Below are 20,086 nucleotides of genomic sequence, written 5' to 3' on the forward strand. Positions count from 1 at the left end.
ATAAAAACCTTTAGAATTAAACTATTTTTTTTTAGAAATTTGCCTATATTTATATGGCTATGAAAACTAGGATACTTATTTTCCTATTTATTTTTTCAATTACTCAATTCTCTTATTCTCAATGTCCTCAATTTTATGACTTTGATGGTAATTTAAGCTCCACGCCTGAATGGATTGTTTGTGATGGAAATGACTTTATTCTTAGTCTGCAGTCTAATGAGGATATCGGTAATTATTCTATTGATTGGGGCGATGACAGTCCCCAAAGCTCTGGTACTTCGTGGTTAGCTAATACCCCAGTTGAACATACCTACTCACAAGCCGTTGCTACTTATACAGTTACGATAAACCTAACTGATATTCCTTGTGTTGTACTTGGCGAGGTTACTATGGAAGAACCAACCAATGCTTCTATTCAAATTCCATTTGGAGGTTTGACTAGTACATGTGCCCCAGGTAGTCTAGATTTTATTAACTCGTCAACAGACGTTTCTGAAAATACAACCTTCATTTGGGATTTCTTTGATGGTACAGCTAATGAAACTTATGACCATACTAATGTAGGTCAACTCATTTCTCACCTCTACGAAGAAGGAAGTATTAACTGTGCGACACAAGTCACACTAACTGCAGAAAATAAATGTAACACCCTGCAAGGTGGACCTAGTTTAGCAACATTCACTCCACTGAGAATTTGGGATATAGACAAGGCATCGATTTCAGCCAACAAAACACTGTTATGCTATCCCGATGTAAGCGTAAGTTTTCAGAACACTACGGAAAGAAATTGTTATGCTCAAGGAAATGTGTCACAACGCTATGAATATTGGAATTTAGGAGATTATTGGGGCTTGGGGTACGACTCCATCATCAATTGGCGACCTTGGCCTCCTGCTTTAGAAGTTAATGTTGATTACCCTGATGTTGGTGTTTATGAAGTTATGCTTATTGACAGCAGCTATTGTGGCTTAGATACTGCTACTTTATCAATCAATATAGTAAATCCTCCAATTGCAGGTATATCTGCCAACAAAGACACCATTTGTGTTGGCGAGTCTATTACGTTTTACAACCAAAGTACTGGCTATGCTACTAGTTATATTTGGAATTTTGGAGATGGTAGTTCATGGACACAGGTTTGGAATGGAAATGTAACGAGAGCTTTTTATTCTCCTGGAGATTATGAAGTGCTTTTAATTCCTCAATTGACTGGTGGTATATGCCGAGACACCGCAACAGTAAAAATACATGTTTCTGATGTTCCTAACGCTAACTTCTCATTTGACAATAATAATGGTTGCGACAGCATGTACGTTCAAATAAATAATCTTTCGTCTAATGATGTCATACAATGGAATTGGGACTTTGGTAACGGAAATACAGATAATTCATCCAGTCCACCACTACAACATTACTCTAGTTCTGGCAGCTGTAATGTAACTCTAAATGTCTTAAATAGCAGTGGCTGTACCAATAGTCTAAGCAAAATTATAAATCTGTATCAAACCCCTACACCTAATTTTGAACCCACAAGTGTATGTGTTAATGAACAGTCTCAATTCAATGACTTATCCGTTTCTCAAGCTAATGATACTATAAATTCATGGACTTGGCAATTTGGAGATGGTGGCACTAGTAGTTTGAAAAATCCAACACACATTTATGCTAATTCAGGTGACTATGATGTTATTCTTGAGGTATCAACTGCACATTGTCAAAATAAGGATACAATTAGTGTAACTGTAGAAAGCATACCGACAGCAGATTTCAGCGCAGATATAAATTCAGGTTGTTCACCCCTTGATATTGTCTTTACTAATAATTCATCTAACAACTCAATACAATTTTATTGGAATTTTAGTGATGGTAACTTTAGCAATCTAGAAAACCCAACACACCAATTTTTAAATAACACAGCATTAGACAGCATATATAGCATTTCTTTAACTGTTTCGACTTTAGCAGGTTGTAAAGATAGTACGTCAAAATCCATCACTGTATTATCTATTCCTATAGCTTCCTTTGTAAACAATGCTGTTTTAGATTGTGCTCCTTTAGAAGTAAATTTTAGTAATACCTCACAATATGCCATAAATTACAATTGGAACTTTGGAGATGGAACGCCCTTAGACACCAATACACACACTAGTCATACGTTTAGTAATCTTAACTTGCTAATTGAAACATTTGACGTTCAATTAATAGCATCTAACCCCAATGGTTGTAAGGATACAGCATCTCAAAATATAATAGTTTACCCCGAGCCACAATTTACTTTCTCAAGTATTCCTGCATCTGGTTGCTCGCCTCTCGAGGTAAACTTTCCTTCAGTCAATGGTGCTGTTGAATACAATTGGAATTTTGGAGATGGTAATCTATCTAACAGTTCTACGCCAACACACACTTTTGAAAATAATAGTATCAATAGTCAAAATTTTCTAGTTAGCCTAGTTGCTACCTCTCCATTTGGGTGCAAAGACAGTTCTACACAACAAATTAGTGTAAATCCAAATCCAACTGCAAATTTTGTATCCTCAGAATATACATCTTGTTCTCCATTGAACACTACATTAACCAACAACTCCACTAACGCCACTATTTATGAATGGAATATTGGTGATTCTACTTTTTACAATACAAATAGCACCTTCAATATTGATATTAATAATACAGCATCTTACAGTCAAAACTACGAAGTGAAGTTAATCGCTACTAACAATTATGAATGTAAGGACAGTCTATCTCAAAACATTATTGTTTATCCTAAGGTGAGTGCTGAATTCACTTCAGATACTACGGGTTGTAATCCTCTTAATGTTAGTTTTATCAATAATTCTGTTGGGGCTAGTGAATTCCTTTGGGATTTTGATAACGGCATAAGCAACTCCAACGCTAATAATCAGAACCACCTCTACATTAATAACACTTCTGATGTGGTTACTTTCTACCCTTCTTTGATGGTTGAATCAGTATTTGGTTGTAAAGATAGTATTCAAAAAGCTATTGAAGTATTCCCTTCTCCAAATGCAAGTTTTACGGCATCTGAATACGTGGGCTGTTCTCCTATCTATGTAGATTTTACTAATAACTCTACTAATGCTCAGGAATATATGTGGGATTTCGGAGATGGAAACAGTTCTGATATGTTAAATACTAATAACTATGAATACACTAATTTAAGTACAATCGATTTTAGCTATAGTGTAAAGCTGATAGCCAAGAATCAATACAACTGTCTAGATAGTGTAAATCAAAACATTGTCGTATATCCTCAAGTAAAAGCTGATTTTGTAAGCGATTCCATTGGTTGCTCTCCTTTAGAAATTGACTTTTACAATTTATCTATTGGTCAAGATTGTTTTTGGGATTTTGGAGATGGTAGCATTTCTAATAGTTCGAATAATCAAAGTCATACCTACACCAATACAGGAATTAACCAAACCAGTTATTTAGCTAAATTAAATGTTCAAAATGATTATGGCTGTTCAGATAGTATTCATAAAGAAATTACAGTTTTAGCACAACCAAACGCTCAATTTTCTGTTTCAGAAAACAACGGTTGTCACCCATTAGAAATTACTATAAATAATACCTCAACCGATGGAGACAATTACATTTTTGATATGGGTGATGGCAATACGATTAACTCAAACTCGATGACAATAAATTACAATTATGAAAATACAACTCAAGAGGTTCAAAATTATACCATCAGCTTAATCTCCTATATCAATCAACTATGTACAGACACTTCAAAAACGACAGTAAGTGTATATCCCAAAGTATTTTCCAATTACGTATCTGACACAGTAGGATGCAGTCCATTAGACGTACAATTTTATAATCTATCCATAGGTGCTAACAATTCTATTTGGGATTTTGGAAATGGACAAACAGATAACGCTGATGAAATCGCCCATGCGCAATACACGAATACTAGCAGTGAAACTCAAATTTTTAATACACAACTCATCTCATCTTCTGAATACGGTTGTGCCGACACTTCATTTAGGAATATTTATGTATTTCCAACACCACTAGTAAATTTTACTGCTAGTCCCTCTAGCCAAATGCTTCCAAATTCGACTGTTGAAATTACTAATAACTCAAGCTCTGGAAATTGGGCTTACCTATGGGACTTTGGCGACAATAACCAATCCGATTTGGAAAACCCAAGCCCTCACACCTACTCTACTTTTGGTAATTATCCAATCAAATTAGTCATGTATAATGAGTTCTCTTGCTCGGATTCAGCAACTGTATGGATAGAAATATTACCCAATACCCCTATTGCAGATTTTAGTATTGACGAACAGGGCTGTGCACCATTATTGGTGAATTTCACTAATAATTCTCAAAATGCCACATCATTCAATTGGGATTTTGGAGATGGCACATACTCAAATATTGAAAACCCAAACAAAGTATATCATCAAGATGGAATTTATAGTGTTTCTTTAACTGTATTTAACGAATCTGGTTCTCATTCGATTACTAGAACCAACAGTATAGAAGTATTTAAAAATCCAATATCACAATTTTTAGTTAATGACGATTATATTCGAGAGCTAGGTGTGGAATTAATTACCACAAATCAATCGCAATTTGCCAACACTTATCATTGGGATTTTGGAGATTCTTTTACTTCTACAAAAAATAATCCTTCACATTATTATGAGAATAATGGAATTTATACGGTTACACTAATAGCATACAACGATGCTTGTAGTGATACGAGTATGAAGAATATTACTATTGCTAATAATGAAGGAGGTCATATCATCATTCCTAATTCCTTCACACCTAATTCAAACAATATAAATGATGGTGATTTCAAAACAGATAATGGAGTAAATGATATATTTTACCCCGTAATTTTAGGAGCAAAAAGTTATACACTAGATATTTATAATAGATGGGGTGAGCATCTTTTTCATACTGACAATTTATTAAAAGGTTGGAATGGTTATTTCAAAGAGGAATTATGCCAACAAGATGTTTATGTTTACAAAATACATGTAGTATTCCATAACAACACCGAAGAAAAATTAGTTGGACACCTAACCTTAATTCGCTAAAAATAACAAGTGTTAATTTCTTTGTTCAAAAACTTATCTGAATAAAATTTGAATCTCAAAACTTTAAACTTATCTTTATAATATGTTTGAAGACGGATTGAATTCACAAGAAGAAAGCAAAATTAATCACTTAATAAATAGGTTTAACGAAATGTTAGAGTCAGGTCAGTATTCTTACTTTGACTCTCACGAAATCGAAAAGATAATTGATTATTTTATTGAGAATGTTAATTTAGCTAAAATTAAAGAGGCTTTTTATCTCTATGAAAAATTATATCCCTTTTCATCACAATTAAAAATAAAAAAAGCTCAGACTTTATTGTATTTTGATAAGGCTTCCGATGCCTATGAAATTTTGAAGGAAGTGCCTTCAGTAAATGATGAAGAATATCTATTTACCCTTGCCACTATTTACAGTAAATTGGATAAAAACAAAAAGGCTATATCGATATTTGAAGAATTATTAAACCTCAATAACAACAATGAGGAGATCCTTTCTAATTTGGCTAATGAGTATCAAAAAATTGAAAATTACTCCAAATCAGCAGATATGCTTGAAAGATTACTCCTTTTAAATAATTACAATGAAATCAATTGGTATTCGTACATCATTACTTGTGAAATATCAAATAACTCAAACCGTTCATTGTCCTTTATCAAAAACTATATAAAATCAAAACCATACGACCATGAAGCTTGGTTTTATCTAGGAATAATTTACCAAAGATTGGATAATCATTTGGACGCCATAGAATCATTTGATTATAGTATATGTATAAAAGAGGATTATATAAGCGCCTACAACAATAAAGCAGAGTCATTATCTGAACTCGGATATTACCAAAAAGCTATAGATTGCTGTAAAGAGACTTTTAAATACGAGGATCCTGATGCCATAATGTATTTTGATATTGGTGAATTGTATGAGAAAATGGATAATCTAATTAAGGCTAAATCATACTTTTTTAAATGCATAAGAAAAGACGAGAATTTTGCTGAAGCATGGTATTCCCTAGCTCTAATTTTAGATTTGCAAGACTTAACCTTAGAAGCCTCTTATCATATTAAAAAGGCAATAGACATAAATTCTTCAAATGTTGACTACCTATTTACTTATGCCCAAATCAATGAAAAAATAGGCTTTATTAAAGAAGCTGAAATAGCTTACAGAAAAGTTTTAGAACTTGATGAATTAGATTCAGAATCATGGTTGAACTACTCTCATTTACTTCACAAAAACGAATCTACTATTGAAGCTATCGAGGTTCTAAAAAAAGGATTGAAATTAAATCCTAAAAATGCCGAGTTATCATATAGGTTGTCTGCCTATCTTTTTCATTCTGGCAGTGAAAATCAAGCTTTATCAATCTTCGAAAAAGCACTATCCATTGACTATGATTTACATGAAGAATTTTTTCAATACTTTCCTAGTATAAAAGATAATAAAAATCTACTACATTTGCTGCTTGAATACAAAAAATAAATTACCTATGAATTTCGACTTACCTTACTTGCCACAAAGAGCATCTAAGCCTCGTACAAATGGTCTTACTATGATGATGGATAAAGGCCTGAGTATTCGACAAGTAGAAGATTTTATAGAAACTGCTGGTGAGCTCACAGATATGGTTAAGTTCGGTTTTGGAACATCTATTATTTCACCAAACCTTGCTGAAAAGATTAAGCTTTATCAAAGCGCAAATATTGACGTATATCTAGGAGGAACACTTTTTGAAGCCTTTATTGCTAGAAATAAATTTGATGATTATCAAAGAATACTTGATAAATACAACATCAATACCGTTGAAGTTTCTGATGGTTCTATAGAAATATCGCACACCGATAAGTGTAAATATATTTCAGAACTCAACAAAAATTTTAAAGTTCTTTCAGAGGTTGGCTCAAAAGATGCCAACAAATTAATTCCACCTTACAAATGGATAGAATTGATGCAAAAAGAACTTGATGCTGGTTCATGGAAAGTTATTGCCGAAGCTCGTGAAGGGGGCAATGTTGGTATATTCAGAGGAAGTGGTGAAGTACGTTCTGATTTGATTGAAGAAATATTAACAAAAATTGATTACGATCAAATTATTTGGGAATCACCACAAAAAACTCAGCAAGTATGGTTTATTAAATTGATGGGTTCTAACGTAAACCTTGGAAATATCGCTTTTAACGAAGTTATTCCTTTAGAGTGCCTAAGACTAGGCTTAAGAGGAGATACTTTCTTCGACCATCTTCCATAATAGTATTACAACAATGACAGTTCAAGAGCTCAAGCGTTTAATAGATGGAAATGAAAACATTACCATTATTGACATCAGAGAATCTTATGAGTGTGAAGATGGTGCTATTTGTGAGCTAAACATTCCACTAGCACAATTTTTGAGTAGAATTAATGAGATACCTAAGGATAAACCAGTAGTGCTATATTGTAACAGTGGAAAAAGAAGTCGTTCATTAAAATATATGATTGAAAAACTTCACTTCTTGAATAACCTCAATCATCTAGAAGGTGGTTTTCAAAAATGGCAAGAAGAAGTCATAACACTGTAATTATGAAAACGTTTTTTACACGATTATTTAAAGGTGTTGCAATGGGTGCTGCAAATGTAATACCCGGAGTTTCAGGCGGTACAATAGCTCTTATAACGAACATCTATGAAGAATTAATTGACTCTCTTAAATCCTTCAACTTAAACGCATTAAAACTCATTTTCAAAGGTCAATTCAAAACACTATACAGTCAGTTAAACTTAAATTTTCTGATACCTATTATGTTAGGTATAGTGTTAAGCATTTTAAGTTTAGCTAAATTATTTGATTACCTTTTAGTAGAATATCCTGCACATACTTGGGCATATTTTTTTGGCTTAGTGTTAGCCTCTGTTTACTATGTAGGGCTAAAAGTCAAACATTGGGATTGGAAAATAATAGCTATACTAATAATAGGTACTTTAGTCGCTTTAACAGTTTCTTTTGTATCTCCATCTCCTACTGAAAACACTTCTTATTTCTACATTTTCATTTGTGGATTAATTGGAATATGCGGTATGATACTACCAGGTTTATCGGGTTCTTATATTTTGATGTTGATGGGAAATTATCATCTATTGATGGTAAAATCTATTAATAGTATTTCAGAACTTGCTCAAGCACTACTAAGTGGTAACCTTTCTGCTTTTTTATCGAGTTCAGAATTCGATTTACTGATTTACTTCTTGATATTCCTTATTGGGTCTGTGGTAGGTTTAATTACCTTTTCAAATGTTATTTCTTGGATATTTAATAAATATCATGATGGTACACTAGCACTTCTTACTGGATTTGTTTTTGGATCATTAAGTATAATATGGCCATGGAAAAAAGAAATTTTCAGCAGTGAAATAATTGACAGACACGGCGAGCCTCTACTTATAGGTTACGAACGCTTTTTGCCAGAGGTATGGGGAGTAAATGAGCTTTTTGTAGTTGTAATGATGCTTATTGGAGTACTTTCAATAGTACTTGTAGAATATTTAGCTAAACAGGAATAATGAAATCCTTTGGACTTATTGGATACCCTCTAGAACATTCTTTTTCAAAATCCTATTTTGAAAATAAATTTTTAAATGAAAACATAAAAGATGTTGAGTATCTAAATATAGAATGTCAAGATTTAGATGAATTAGTCAATTCAAAAAAATTGTTACGATTAGATGGCTTTAACGTTACTATTCCACATAAAGAAACTATTATTAACTATTTAGATGAATTAAGTCCTGAGGCTCAAGTTATTGGGGCAGTAAATTGTGTAAAAAATAATGGAGGTAAGCTAGTAGGATACAATACAGACTATTTAGGCTTTTTAAACTCTCTTGAACCTATTTTAAAACCTCATCATAAAAGTGCATTATTACTAGGGAATGGCGGAGCTACAAAAGCTATTATTTTCGCTTTAAAAAAGCTAAATATTACATTTCAAATAGTTTCTAGAAATTCTTCATTTGATTATGCTGACGTAGATAAAAAGTGCGTAGAAAAACACCAAATAATTATTAATTGTACGCCATTAGGAACATTTCCTAAAATCGATAGTTTTCCAGAGATACCCTATCAATTTTTGTCAGAAAAACATATTCTCTATGATTTAGTTTACAATCCAGAAATAAGCCGTTTTCTTTCTTTTGGAAAAGAGAAAAATTGCACAGTTAAAAATGGAATGGAAATGCTAACTATTCAAGCAGAACAAGCATGGAACATTTGGAAAAGTAAAAAATACACTTATTAATATTTTTAATGTTAAATTTGCATAAATCTAATCTATTGACAAGATGATCCAAGATTCAAACGAGGATAAAAAAGAAATCGTTAACCAAGAGTTAACCAATAAAAATACTGTCATTGAAATTGACTATAACTCATTTACGCCTCAAGAATTACAGCAACAAGTATCTGAACTAATTACAACTGAAAATATATATTCAGTTGCTAAAAGTATTGATGCAATCAAAGCCGTGTTTTATAAAAAAATAAATGCTGAAAAAGAAATCCACAAAGAAGAGTATTTAAAAAACGAAGGCCTTGAAGAAGAGTATAAATTTGTCCACCCACTAGAGAAAGATTTTAAAAAGCTCTTTAGCGAATTTCGTAAAAAGAAAGCCGATTATAGAGAGAAAATAGAGTTAGACTTTGCCAAAAACCTCAAGATAAAAACTCAAATCATAAAGGATATAGAAAGTATTATTAGTGATGAAGAAACCATCAAAGAGACATTTGAAAAGTTTAGAGCATTACAAGATAAGTGGAAAGCTACAGGTGAAGTAGGTATTGGATTCAGGAACGATATATGGAAATCATACCACCATCAGGTTGAAAAATTCTATGATTTTATTAAAATTAATAATGACTTACGTGATTTAGATTTTGATAGAAACCTTAAACAAAAAACTAGCTTATGTGAACAGGCTGAAGCCTTAATGGAAGAAAAATCTATTAATAAGGTACACGCTGAATTGCAAGTTCTTCATGAAAAATGGAAAGAAGTCGGACCAGTTAAAAGAGAGTTGAGGGAAGAAATATGGGAACGTTTTAAAGAAGCAACACATAAATTACACAAAAGACGAAACGAACATTTCCTTGATTTAAAAGAAAAAGGAAAACAATCTTTTGAGAATAAATCTGCGATTTGTCAAAAAATTGCTACCCTCAGTGAAAGTGAAGTAAAATCTCATAACGAATGGAATAAGTTAACTTCACAAGTACAAGAGTTAGAAGCTGAATGGAAGAAACAAGCTCCAATGAGTAAAGAAGAAAATAAAGCGGCTTGGAAACTTCTAAGAGAAACTCTTTCTAATTTTTATGCTAAGAAAAACGAATTTTACAAAGAGAAAAAGCATGAAAATAAACATATCATACAAAATAAAGTTGTCTTGTGTGAAAAAGCCGAAGAATTAGTCAATTCAGAAGTCAGTTGGAAAGAGAAAACAGATAAGGTCAATAAACTTAATGAAGACTGGAAAAAAAGTGGCTATCTGCCTAAATCTCAATCGGAAAAACTATGGAAGAGATTTAGAACAGCTATGGATAATTTCTATGATAGTAAAAAAAGCTTTTTCAAAGAACTAGACAAAGAAAAAGCTGACAACCTAGCTAAAAAAGAAAAATTCTTAAAAACAGTTCAAAAATTCAAGCTTTCTGAAGATAAAAAAGTAAACCTTAATGCTCTTGAAGACTTTCAGAAAGAATGGCGTTCTCTTGGTGATATTTCTAGAGATAAAAACCAAATAGAAGATGATTTCAGGAAGTCCATAGATGATTTCTACAAGCAAATGAAAGTTGATAAGAAAGAACTCAATGATATTAAGTTCAACAACAAACTAGAAAATTTAAAAGCAAAATCGGATTCATTTGCAATAGATAAAGAAAAGCAATTCATCAGAAATAAAATTAACGATTTACAAAAAGAAGTTAATCAATACGAAACCAACATCTCTTTCTTTGGTTCATCTAATGGTGCTGACAAACTCAAATCTCAAATAGAAAAGAAGATAGACAACGGAAAAGCTGAAATAGACTCACTAAAAGATAAACTAAAACAGCTTAACACCCTGTAAATGGGATTCAAAGTCGTATCGGATTTTAGCCCTATGGGCGACCAGCCTACAGCAATAAAACAACTGGTTGAAGGCATAGACAACGGAGAATCACATCAGACTTTACTAGGTGTTACCGGTTCTGGAAAAACCTTTACAGTAGCAAATGTTATTAAAGAGGTTCAAAAGCCAACTTTAGTTCTTAGTCACAACAAAACTCTAGCGGCACAATTATACAGCGAGTTCAAGCAATTCTTTCCCCATAATGCCGTAGAATACTTTGTGTCCTATTACGATTATTATCAGCCTGAGGCCTACATACCAAGTAGTGGAACCTATATTGAAAAAGATTTATCTATAAATCAAGAAATAGAAAAGTTAAGATTGAGTACCACCTCTACCCTATTATCAGGAAGAAAAGATATTATTGTGGTGGCTTCTGTATCCTGCATTTATGGTATCGGAAACCCCGATGAATTCAACAATAACGTAATTGAAATAGAGCAAAATCAAAAGATTAGTCGTAATAAATTAATTAATCAATTGGTAACATCTCTATACTCACGTTCAGACATACAATTCGAAAGAGGCAATTTTAAAGTCCAAGGAGATACTATTTCGGTTTTTCCAGCCTATGCCGATATCGCTTATAAAATTCACTTTTGGGGCGATGAAATTGAAGAAATAGAAAGTTTTGACCCTGTAAACAACACTATTTTAGAAAAGTTCGAGTACTTACGCATTTTTCCTGCAACTATTTTTGTGGCTTCTAAAGACCGTATCCAAAGTGCTATTCATCAGATACAAGATGATTTGATGGATCAGGTACAATTTTTAAATAATACCGACAGAAAACTAGAGGCTAAACGTTTAGATGAACGTGTCAATTACGATTTGGAAATGATTAGAGAACTCGGTTACTGTTCGGGAATAGAAAATTATTCTCGCTATTTTGATGGTCGTATGCCAGGAACTCGTCCGTTCTGCCTAATCGACTATTTTCCTAAAGATTTCTTGACTGTAATAGATGAAAGTCATGTGACAATACCTCAGATAAGAGCTATGTTTGGTGGCGACCGTTCAAGAAAAGAAAACCTCGTAGAGTATGGCTTTCGTTTGCCGGCTGCTATGGACAATAGACCATTGAAGTTTGAAGAATTTGAGAACATTAACAATCAATTCATTTATGTTAGTGCTACTCCAGCTGATTATGAGCTAGAGCAATCGAGTGGCGTGGTAGCTGAACAAGTCATTCGCCCTACAGGCTTATTAGACCCCAAAATAGACGTCAGACCTTCTCTGAATCAAATAGATGACTTACTAGAAGAAATAAAACTGAGAGTTGATAAAGACGAACGTACCCTTGTAACCACACTTACTAAACGAATGGCTGAGGAATTGACAAAGTACCTGACACGTTTTGATATTCGTTGCCGTTACATACACTCGGATGTGGATACCCTAGAGCGAGTAGAAATATTACATGAATTGAGAGAAGGTCTTTTTGATGTCTTGGTGGGTGTTAATCTTTTAAGAGAAGGATTAGACTTACCAGAAGTTAGCTTAGTAGCTATTCTAGATGCCGACAAAGAGGGTTTTTTAAGGTCGGAACGCTCACTTACTCAAACAGCAGGTAGAGCGGCCAGAAACGTCAATGGTTTAGTTATAATGTATGCCGATAAAATAACACGCTCTATGAAACTCACTATTGACGAAACAAATAGACGTAGAGAAAAACAAATTGCTTACAATACCGAGCACGGCTTAGTGCCTACCCCATTGAATAAAAAGAAAGACAATGCACTAGCCAAGAGTCTTAATCCATACGCAGTAAAAGAAGGTATGAGTATGGCTGCTGAGAGTGAAACGGACTACTCCAACCCAAAAGAATTGGAAAGAGCTATTAAAAACACCAAGAAACAAATGGAAAATGCAGCTCAAGACTTGGATTTCCTAGAGGCTGTAAAACTTAGGGATAAACTTACTGAGCTTAAGAAATTGAGGAAATAATCTACTCATATCCCCAACGGTGTACATCGTTATTAGCTTCTTCTATATCGTCTTTTACTAATTTTATACGCTGAGCTATTACCCCAAATAGTTTATCGTTTAACATAAGCCAACGCATTTGCTCTTTATCATTATCGGCTGCCTTGGCTACTTTTGCTAATAATTTAAAGCCATTGATTTCTAGCCAACGTATAGCATCTTTTTTGCCCTCAACACCTTTGATTGTTGCTAGAAGATGTGGTGCATTTTTCATCAACCAATCCGAAGCACCTTTATCGAAATAAAGCGCGTAACAAAATAAGCCTAATTCGGGGTAATTATTTTTCATCAGCCAATCTCTTATTTCAAGATTTCCTGAAATGGCTTCACCCCATGCAACAACGATTTTTTCTGGATATTTTTTCATAAAAAAAGCCTCAATAAAGAGGCTTTAAATTATTAGATTATTTTACCCTGCCAATGGTTCTGTGTATAAAAAAATATCGTCCATTTTCAACAGTAACCAACTCCCAACCTCTTTGACCTAAAAGATTAAGCACCTCAATAATTGATTCTTTATCTTTAACTGATTGTGATAATTTATTAGAATATTTTACATCGAAGGACTGGAATTTAAAAGAAAGACGAGGAACATTTTTCTTAGGAATATTTTCCGTAACATCCATAATCATGTACGCATTTGGCGCAGGTTTTTTGTCTTTTACAACATCTTTTTTAGTAATAGTTTTATTATTTGCTTTAGTAGGCATAGGTCTAGTCTGAGCCAATATAGTCAAAGGCAATACAAAACTCATTAAAATTAAAATCTTTTTCATTGTTAAATAGGTTAAAATTAATACTGTTTTTTTATTTATCGCCACCTAAAATAATCGGTAAATCACCTTCTCCATTTCCAATAACAATAACTTTGCTGTTAGGAGATTTCGACAGTTCCTGTGTCGTTTCAATACCTTTCCATTTAAGTAACTGGGGAGTAATAGTCTTTGTCACGATACGTTGAAAGTCTGAAATACCTTCCGCCTCAATACGCTTTCTTTCTGCTTCTTTAGACTCTTTTAATAGTTTAAACTCATACTCTAAAGCTTCTTGCTCTTGTCTCAGTTTATTTTCAATAGCTGCTTGTAGAGTTTGTGGTAAAGTCACATCTCTAATAAGTATAGCATCCAAAAAGATATATTTATCGGCAATAGATTTAGAAGTGATTTCAAAAATCTTGTCTTCTACTTCTTCTCTCTTTGTAGAATATAATTCCTCAGGTAAATATTCACCAATCACCTCTCTAGTTACAGAACGTATCTCAGGGCGAATGATACTTTCTAAGTAGTCCTCCCCAACCAAATCATGAAGATAACCTAGCTCAGAAACATTGGGCGTATAACGAAAAGATAAATCTACTTTAATAGAAAGTCCATTTTTAGATAGTACTTCCATAGCCTCATAATCTTCTTGTATCTTAACATTGTAGATATAAACTTTATTCCAAGGTGCAATAAAGTGAAAACCTTGAGGCACTACTAAGTCCTTATCTAATCCACCACCAAAACGCTTAAAAACAACCGCTTTCTCACCTGGATTAACGGTATAAAACATATTACCTCCAGTTATTAAAAGAAAAATAATTGCTACAAACCCTAGAACAAAAAACCTCGGCAGTTTTGGGTTAAATCCACCTGAATCATTAGTTTCAAACATACTATTATAAAATTTTAAATTGTTAAATGTTAGTAATTCTCTTTCTCACGAACCACTCTAGTGTCAAAAATACAAATAATAAAATGAAAATCCATTTCAAGTTAATGAAATCACTCTGCGATTCTTCTTTATAACTTAAACTTTGTGATTCTATTGCTGACAATTCATTTTTGAGTTCAGAAAATTGAGATTTATCATAAGATTTACCTCCATATTTTTGTGATAAATTATAAAGAATTTGAGGATTAGCTTGTGAAGATATTTTCTCTAATTCTAAAGGAAGTACTGAAAACTTGCCTTTGTTCAATAACTCCTTGCCATTGAATATTACTTTAGCCTCATAACTGTAATTACCTACTTTTAACTCATTCAACTCTAAGGTGTAGCTAATAGCTGTTTTGTTAAATGAAAAATTGTATTCATTACCATCTTCGTCTTTTATCAAAAGACTTACTTCAGCACTATTGACCAGCTCATAGTTAGCATTGTATAAATCCGCCTCAATTAACAAGGGTTCGTTCTCATAGATAAGTTTTTCATGTCGCAATCTAAAAGGTCTTTTATCTTCTTTAACTGATAAGAATTGAACGCTTTTATTGATTAATTCATCAAATAGCTGATGATTATTAGTTTTTAGATACTCATACAAACGCCATTTCCACAAGCCTTCAACAGCACAAACTGCTTGTCTGTATTCTCCTTGCTTACTGAATGTAAAGATGGGGTTTTGAGTAGTTATACCTAATATGTTTTGAGTAAAAAGATGATGATGTTCAGAGTTAAAAGTATATTCTGCTAAAGGACTATATAAGGGTGGTAGTTCTTCCAACCACAGATTCCATTTATCATTCAATGAGAATAAAGAAAAGGAATTATAGTCGGAATGAACCTCATTAAGAGTACTTTTAGACGGCAAAAAACTAAACCATTCTAAAGATAGGGCTTGACTTGAATTTCCTATGAAATAAAAAGTAGGAATATTAGGTTCTGAAACATTTAACTGAAAAGCAATTAGCAAACTGTAAGGACTGTAATCACCATTAAAATCTGATGTATTTTGTACAACTAACTCATAATTTTCATTGGACTGTATAGATTTACTTATGGCAGCTATATCAGGGTGTGAGATATCACTCAATAAGAGTATTTTCTGCTTACTTTCTAGGACATCTACAAAGATATTTTGAGTATTGTTTAAGGTGTTTTGTTCTCCCTCTACAGCTTTGACTTCAATTCTGTAATTATGAATACCAACGCTTTGAGCACTTAGTTTATAGTCAAAAGAAATAATCTCGTCATTACGATTTATTAACTTCTCTTTTCTATCTAGCAAAACATCTCCTTCATAAATACTAACTTCTAGCCTCTCTCCTTTGGAAAATTGAGATAAAACTGTTGTTGAAATAGGAAAAGAATTACCCAAATATGCAATTTCATTGTATGAAACTGAAGTCAATTCTAAATCTTTCTTGGCAATAGTATCGCCTAATCGTATGGTATATAAAGGAGCATTAAAAGGATAATTGGCATACAAAGGATTAGACCCTGAGTTATAAATCCCGTCAGAGGCGATGACATTAGCTACCACATTACGGTTGGAATATATATCGGAAACCTCATTAAGATAATCTGATATATTTGTTTTTCTGTCTTTAAAATCAAGAATTGGGTTCCTTTCTACTTGTTCACCAAAGGCATATATCTCAACTTGAAAATCTTCCTCAAATTCAGCTTTTAAATCATTCAGCTCCTTAACAAAATTAGTAGAGTAATAGACGCTATCAGCATTAGCAAGTAGAGAAGATGAATTATCAACTCCAATCAAAATGATTGCTTGTTCTTTATGCGTAACAAACTGATTTATGTAAGGTTTGAGCAATAAAAAAGTAAGAATAAAAAAGGTCGCAAAGCGTAGTGCGAATAAAAATCTTCTAAGCCATAAAGCGGATTTAAAGACTTCCTTACTATACAGAACATAAGAAACAGCTATGGAAAGGGCAATACAACCCACAATCCATAGCATTGACCATTCTGTAGTAATGTAATTCATTAAGTGAGCATTCCTCCACAAACATTTAACACTTGTCCTGAAATATATGCTGACATATCAGAAGCTAAAAAGACGGTTGCATTAGCAATATCTTCAGGTGTTCCTCCACGTTTCAATGGAATACTATCTGTCCAGCCTTTCACAATGTTTTCATCTAACTTAGCCGTCATTTCTGTCTCTATAAAACCAGGTGCAATAACGTTACAACGGATATTTCTAGAGCCTAATTCTAGAGCTGTAGATTTTGAAAAACCTATGATACCAGCTTTTGAAGCCGAATAATTAGCTTGACCAGCATTACCTTTTACACCAACAACAGAGCTCATGTTTATAATAGAACCCGAACGTTGTTTTAGCATAGGTCTTAATACAGCTTTTGTTAAGTTAAAAATAGACTTCATATTAACCTCCATGACCGTATCAAAGTCTTCTTCACTCATACGCATGAGTAGGTTGTCTTTGGTAATACCTGCATTGTTTACCAATACATCAATGCTTCCAAAAGTTTCTATGACTTTATCGGCTAAATCTTGAGCAGCTTCAAATTTTGAAGCGTCCGATTTAAACCCTTTAGCTTTAATTCCAAATGCTGATAATTCTTCTTCTAAAGCTTTGGCTTTTTCTTCAGATGACAAATAAGTAAAAGCAATATTTGCACCTTGCTTTGCAAAGGTTATTGCTATTCCTTTTCCTATTCCTCTTGAGGCACCAGTGATTATGGCCGTTTTACCTTCTAATAATTTCATTGTTTTTTAAATTTAAATGCTAAAATAATAGTATTCCAATAAAAAAGACGCTTAAAGCGTCTTTTCTACTAATTTTTATCGTTTGAGTTATGCATTAACACCCATCAATTCGGCCATTTTAGAGCCAATTTTTGCAGGAGAAGCTACGACATGAATACCACATTCGCTAAGAATTCTCATTTTAGCCTCAGCCGTATCGTCTTCACCACCTACTATTGCACCAGCATGTCCCATAGTTCTTCCCTTAGGAGCAGTCTGACCAGCTATAAAACCAACTACTGGTTTTGTGCCGTTTGCTTTAATCCAATGTGCAGCATCAGCTTCTAACTGTCCACCTATCTCGCCAATCATGATAATAGCATCTGTTTCAGGGTCGTTCATCAATAATTCAACTGCCTCTTTTGTGGTCGTACCAATGATAGGGTCACCACCAATACCAATAGCAGTAGAAATTCCCATTCCTGCCTTAACCACTTGGTCAGCCGCTTCATAGGTTAGTGTACCTGATTTAGAAACAACCCCTATTCTACCCGATTCAAAAACAAAACCTGGCATTATACCGCACTTGGCTTCTCCTGGCGTAATAACACCTGGACAGTTTGGGCCTACCAAACGGCAATCTTTATCAGATAAATATTCTTTTACTGTAATCATATCTTTGGTAGGAATACCTTCCGTTATGCATATAATCACTTGAATACCTGCTGCTGCTGCCTCCATAATAGCATCGGCTGCGAAAGCTGGTGGCACAAAAATTAAAGAAGTATTAGCACCTACTTTTTCTACTGCTTCAACAACAGTATTAAAAACAGGTCTATCAAGATGAGTTTGACCACCTTTGCCTGGTGTTACGCCACCAACAACATTTGTGCCATACTCTATCATTTGACCGGCATGGAAAGTTCCTTCACTACCCGTAAAACCTTGAACAATAACTTTAGAATCTTTGTTTACTAATACGCTCATTTTTGTTTTGAATTTATTTGCATGCAAATTTAAAATGAAATATGGATTAGTAAAACAAAAAAGCAAAAGACTTTCTATCTTTGTCAAATGTTTATCAACAACGATACTATTTGTGCCTTAGCAACTTCGTCTGGTCAAGGTGCTATTTCTGTGATACGACTTTCAGGTCCTCAAGCTATTCCTATTTGTAATGCCTTTTTTATCAATAAAGACTTGACCAAAGTAGATAGTCATACCCTACATTTTGGTACGATTAGAAAAGACCATAAAATTTTAGACGAAGTGGTGGTTAGTGTTTTTAGAAATCCACACTCTTACACTGGTGAAGATGTCATAGAGGTATCTTGTCACGGCTCAGTGTATATCCAAAACCAACTCATACAGTTGTTTATTGGTGCTGGTGCTAGAATGGCTAAGGCAGGTGAATTTACTTTAAGGGCATTTGCCAATGGTAAAATGGACTTATCACAAGCCGAGGCTGTTGCCGATTTAATAGCTTCGGAAAGTGAATCGGCACACCAAGTAGCTATGCATCAGATGCGAGGTGGTTTTTCTAACGAATTAAAAGAGTTAAGACAAGAGCTTATCAATTTCGCTGCTCTGATAGAATTGGAGTTGGATTTTGGTGAAGAAGATGTAGAATTTGCCGATAGAGAACGATTTAACCTACTGTTAGAAAAAATAAAACAGGTTATTCAAAACCTCATTGATTCGTTTGCTATTGGTAACGTTCTAAAAAATGGTGTGCCCGTAGCTATAGTTGGGCAACCCAACGTGGGCAAATCCACCCTACTTAATGCTTTACTAAAAGAAGACAGAGCCATCGTTTCCGAAATTGCAGGAACAACGAGAGACACCATAGAAGATGTCATTATTTTAGGCGGCATCCAATTTCGTTTTATAGATACTGCTGGTCTAAGAGAGACTCAAGACAGCATTGAAAAGATTGGTATAGAAAGGGCTGTTGAGAAAGCCCTAAGCGCAAAAATTATTGTGTTCTTAATTGACGCCTCACAAAACCTTAAGGAACAGCTTAGTGAGTTAGAAGCACTACAAGAAAAAGGGCTAAAAGAACCGTTAGTGGTAGTAAACAAAATTGACTTGAATGGCGATATAAAAGAAAAATTACCAAATGCCATTTACATATCTGCTAAACATAATGAAGGTGTAGAAGCATTTTCACAACAAATGATTGATTTAGTCAATACATCTTCTTTGGGTAATAGTACTCTAATTAGTAATAGTAGACATTTGGAGTCATTGACTCTTGCATTAGAAAACATCATCAAAACCATCACTGGCTTAAACGATGGAACAAGTGGAGATTTCTTGGCTATGGACATTCGTCAAGCACTACAACACATAGGAGAAATTACTGGCGAAATTTCTTCCGATGATTTGTTAGAAAATATTTTCTCCAACTTCTGTATAGGAAAATAAGTGTCATAAAACTTAGCCAAAAGCTAT

The 20,086-nt window shown here is 33.6% G+C and carries 15 protein-coding genes; 9 read left to right on the forward strand and 6 right to left on the reverse strand.

Annotated features, from left to right (window positions below; all coding sequences use genetic code 11):
- Positions 1-59 precede the first annotated feature (59 nt).
- The 8 genes from ISP71_00825 to uvrB all read left to right on the forward strand — a co-directional run bounded on the left by ISP71_00825 (position 60) and on the right by uvrB (position 13,165).
- Complete coding sequence (locus ISP71_00825; GenBank protein MBL6662618.1) at positions 60-5,078, forward strand: PKD domain-containing protein; 5,019 nt, start codon at positions 60-62, stop codon at positions 5,076-5,078.
- 82 nt (positions 5,079-5,160) lie between these two features.
- Positions 5,161-6,561, forward strand: coding sequence for a tetratricopeptide repeat protein (locus tag ISP71_00830; GenBank protein MBL6662619.1), 1,401 nt, complete (start codon positions 5,161-5,163; stop codon positions 6,559-6,561).
- Between the two features lie 7 nt (positions 6,562-6,568).
- Positions 6,569-7,327 carry a phosphosulfolactate synthase gene (locus ISP71_00835; GenBank protein ID MBL6662620.1) on the forward strand — a complete coding sequence of 253 codons (759 nt, stop codon included), beginning with the start codon at positions 6,569-6,571 and terminating at the stop codon, positions 7,325-7,327.
- A gap of 13 nt (positions 7,328-7,340) precedes the next feature.
- Complete coding sequence (locus ISP71_00840) at positions 7,341-7,637, forward strand: rhodanese-like domain-containing protein (GenBank protein MBL6662621.1); 297 nt, start codon at positions 7,341-7,343, stop codon at positions 7,635-7,637.
- 2 nt (positions 7,638-7,639) lie between these two features.
- Entirely contained in the window at positions 7,640-8,617 is a 978-nt protein-coding gene (locus ISP71_00845) for a DUF368 domain-containing protein (GenBank protein MBL6662622.1), read from the forward strand.
- Positions 8,617-9,351, forward strand: coding sequence for a shikimate dehydrogenase (locus ISP71_00850; protein MBL6662623.1), 735 nt, complete (start codon positions 8,617-8,619; stop codon positions 9,349-9,351). Before ISP71_00845 ends, ISP71_00850 begins: the two co-directional genes overlap by 1 nt.
- A 43-nt stretch (positions 9,352-9,394) precedes the next feature.
- Positions 9,395-11,176: a DUF349 domain-containing protein gene (locus ISP71_00855; protein ID MBL6662624.1), complete on the forward strand. Its 1,782-nt coding sequence runs from the start codon at positions 9,395-9,397 to the stop codon at positions 11,174-11,176.
- Positions 11,177-13,165, forward strand: coding sequence for an excinuclease ABC subunit UvrB (uvrB, locus tag ISP71_00860; protein MBL6662625.1), 1,989 nt, complete (start codon positions 11,177-11,179; stop codon positions 13,163-13,165).
- A 1-nt stretch (position 13,166) separates the two neighbouring features.
- Here uvrB and ISP71_00865 read toward each other — a convergent pair whose 3' ends face one another.
- The 6 genes from ISP71_00865 to sucD all read right to left on the reverse strand — a co-directional run bounded on the left by ISP71_00865 (position 13,167) and on the right by sucD (position 18,619).
- Positions 13,167-13,571 carry a hypothetical protein gene (locus ISP71_00865; GenBank protein MBL6662626.1) on the reverse strand — a complete coding sequence of 135 codons (405 nt, stop codon included), beginning with the start codon at positions 13,569-13,571 and terminating at the stop codon, positions 13,167-13,169.
- A 37-nt stretch (positions 13,572-13,608) separates the two neighbouring features.
- A complete protein-coding gene (locus tag ISP71_00870; protein ID MBL6662627.1) occupies positions 13,609-13,980 on the reverse strand; it encodes a hypothetical protein in 372 nt (123 codons plus the stop codon).
- A 31-nt stretch (positions 13,981-14,011) separates the two neighbouring features.
- Positions 14,012-14,857: a prohibitin family protein gene (locus ISP71_00875; protein ID MBL6662628.1), complete on the reverse strand. Its 846-nt coding sequence runs from the start codon at positions 14,855-14,857 to the stop codon at positions 14,012-14,014.
- A gap of 22 nt (positions 14,858-14,879) precedes the next feature.
- Complete coding sequence (locus ISP71_00880; protein ID MBL6662629.1) at positions 14,880-16,907, reverse strand: hypothetical protein; 2,028 nt, start codon at positions 16,905-16,907, stop codon at positions 14,880-14,882.
- Positions 16,907-17,653, reverse strand: a complete 747-nt coding sequence (fabG, locus tag ISP71_00885) for a 3-oxoacyl-[acyl-carrier-protein] reductase (GenBank protein ID MBL6662630.1) — start codon at positions 17,651-17,653, stop codon at positions 16,907-16,909. Before fabG ends, ISP71_00880 begins: the two co-directional genes overlap by 1 nt.
- Before the next feature lie 87 nt (positions 17,654-17,740).
- Positions 17,741-18,619, reverse strand: coding sequence for a succinate--CoA ligase subunit alpha (gene sucD, locus ISP71_00890; protein ID MBL6662631.1), 879 nt, complete (start codon positions 18,617-18,619; stop codon positions 17,741-17,743).
- A gap of 87 nt (positions 18,620-18,706) precedes the next feature.
- Here sucD and mnmE point away from each other — a divergent pair, with 87 nt between their 5' ends.
- Positions 18,707-20,059, forward strand: a complete 1,353-nt coding sequence (mnmE, locus tag ISP71_00895) for a tRNA uridine-5-carboxymethylaminomethyl(34) synthesis GTPase MnmE (GenBank protein MBL6662632.1) — start codon at positions 18,707-18,709, stop codon at positions 20,057-20,059.
- The last annotated feature ends 27 nt before the right edge of the window (positions 20,060-20,086 follow it).

It is taken from the genome of Flavobacteriales bacterium (genome assembly GCA_016779995.1).
Taxonomy (GTDB): domain Bacteria; phylum Bacteroidota; class Bacteroidia; order Flavobacteriales; family UBA7312; genus UBA8444.

Excerpts from the sequence above, each read along its gene's own strand:
- ISP71_00830 (MBL6662619.1), top strand. The coding sequence starts at position 5,161 with ATGTTTGAAGACGGATTGAATTCACAAGAAGAAAGCAAAATTAATCAC.
- sucD (MBL6662631.1), bottom strand. The coding sequence starts at position 18,619 with ATGAGCGTATTAGTAAACAAAGATTCTAAAGTTATTGTTCAAGGTTTT.
- ISP71_00870 (MBL6662627.1), bottom strand. The coding sequence starts at position 13,980 with ATGAAAAAGATTTTAATTTTAATGAGTTTTGTATTGCCTTTGACTATA.
- ISP71_00865 (MBL6662626.1), bottom strand. The coding sequence starts at position 13,571 with ATGAAAAAATATCCAGAAAAAATCGTTGTTGCATGGGGTGAAGCCATT.
- ISP71_00855 (MBL6662624.1), top strand. The coding sequence starts at position 9,395 with ATGATCCAAGATTCAAACGAGGATAAAAAAGAAATCGTTAACCAAGAG.
- ISP71_00845 (MBL6662622.1), top strand. The coding sequence starts at position 7,640 with ATGAAAACGTTTTTTACACGATTATTTAAAGGTGTTGCAATGGGTGCT.
- ISP71_00850 (MBL6662623.1), top strand. The coding sequence starts at position 8,617 with ATGAAATCCTTTGGACTTATTGGATACCCTCTAGAACATTCTTTTTCA.
- mnmE (MBL6662632.1), top strand. The coding sequence starts at position 18,707 with ATGTTTATCAACAACGATACTATTTGTGCCTTAGCAACTTCGTCTGGT.
- uvrB (MBL6662625.1), top strand. The coding sequence starts at position 11,177 with ATGGGATTCAAAGTCGTATCGGATTTTAGCCCTATGGGCGACCAGCCT.
- ISP71_00825 (MBL6662618.1), top strand. The coding sequence starts at position 60 with ATGAAAACTAGGATACTTATTTTCCTATTTATTTTTTCAATTACTCAA.
- ISP71_00835 (MBL6662620.1), top strand. The coding sequence starts at position 6,569 with ATGAATTTCGACTTACCTTACTTGCCACAAAGAGCATCTAAGCCTCGT.
- fabG (MBL6662630.1), bottom strand. The coding sequence starts at position 17,653 with ATGAAATTATTAGAAGGTAAAACGGCCATAATCACTGGTGCCTCAAGA.
- ISP71_00840 (MBL6662621.1), top strand. The coding sequence starts at position 7,341 with ATGACAGTTCAAGAGCTCAAGCGTTTAATAGATGGAAATGAAAACATT.
- ISP71_00880 (MBL6662629.1), bottom strand. The coding sequence starts at position 16,907 with ATGAATTACATTACTACAGAATGGTCAATGCTATGGATTGTGGGTTGT.
- ISP71_00875 (MBL6662628.1), bottom strand. The coding sequence starts at position 14,857 with ATGTTTGAAACTAATGATTCAGGTGGATTTAACCCAAAACTGCCGAGG.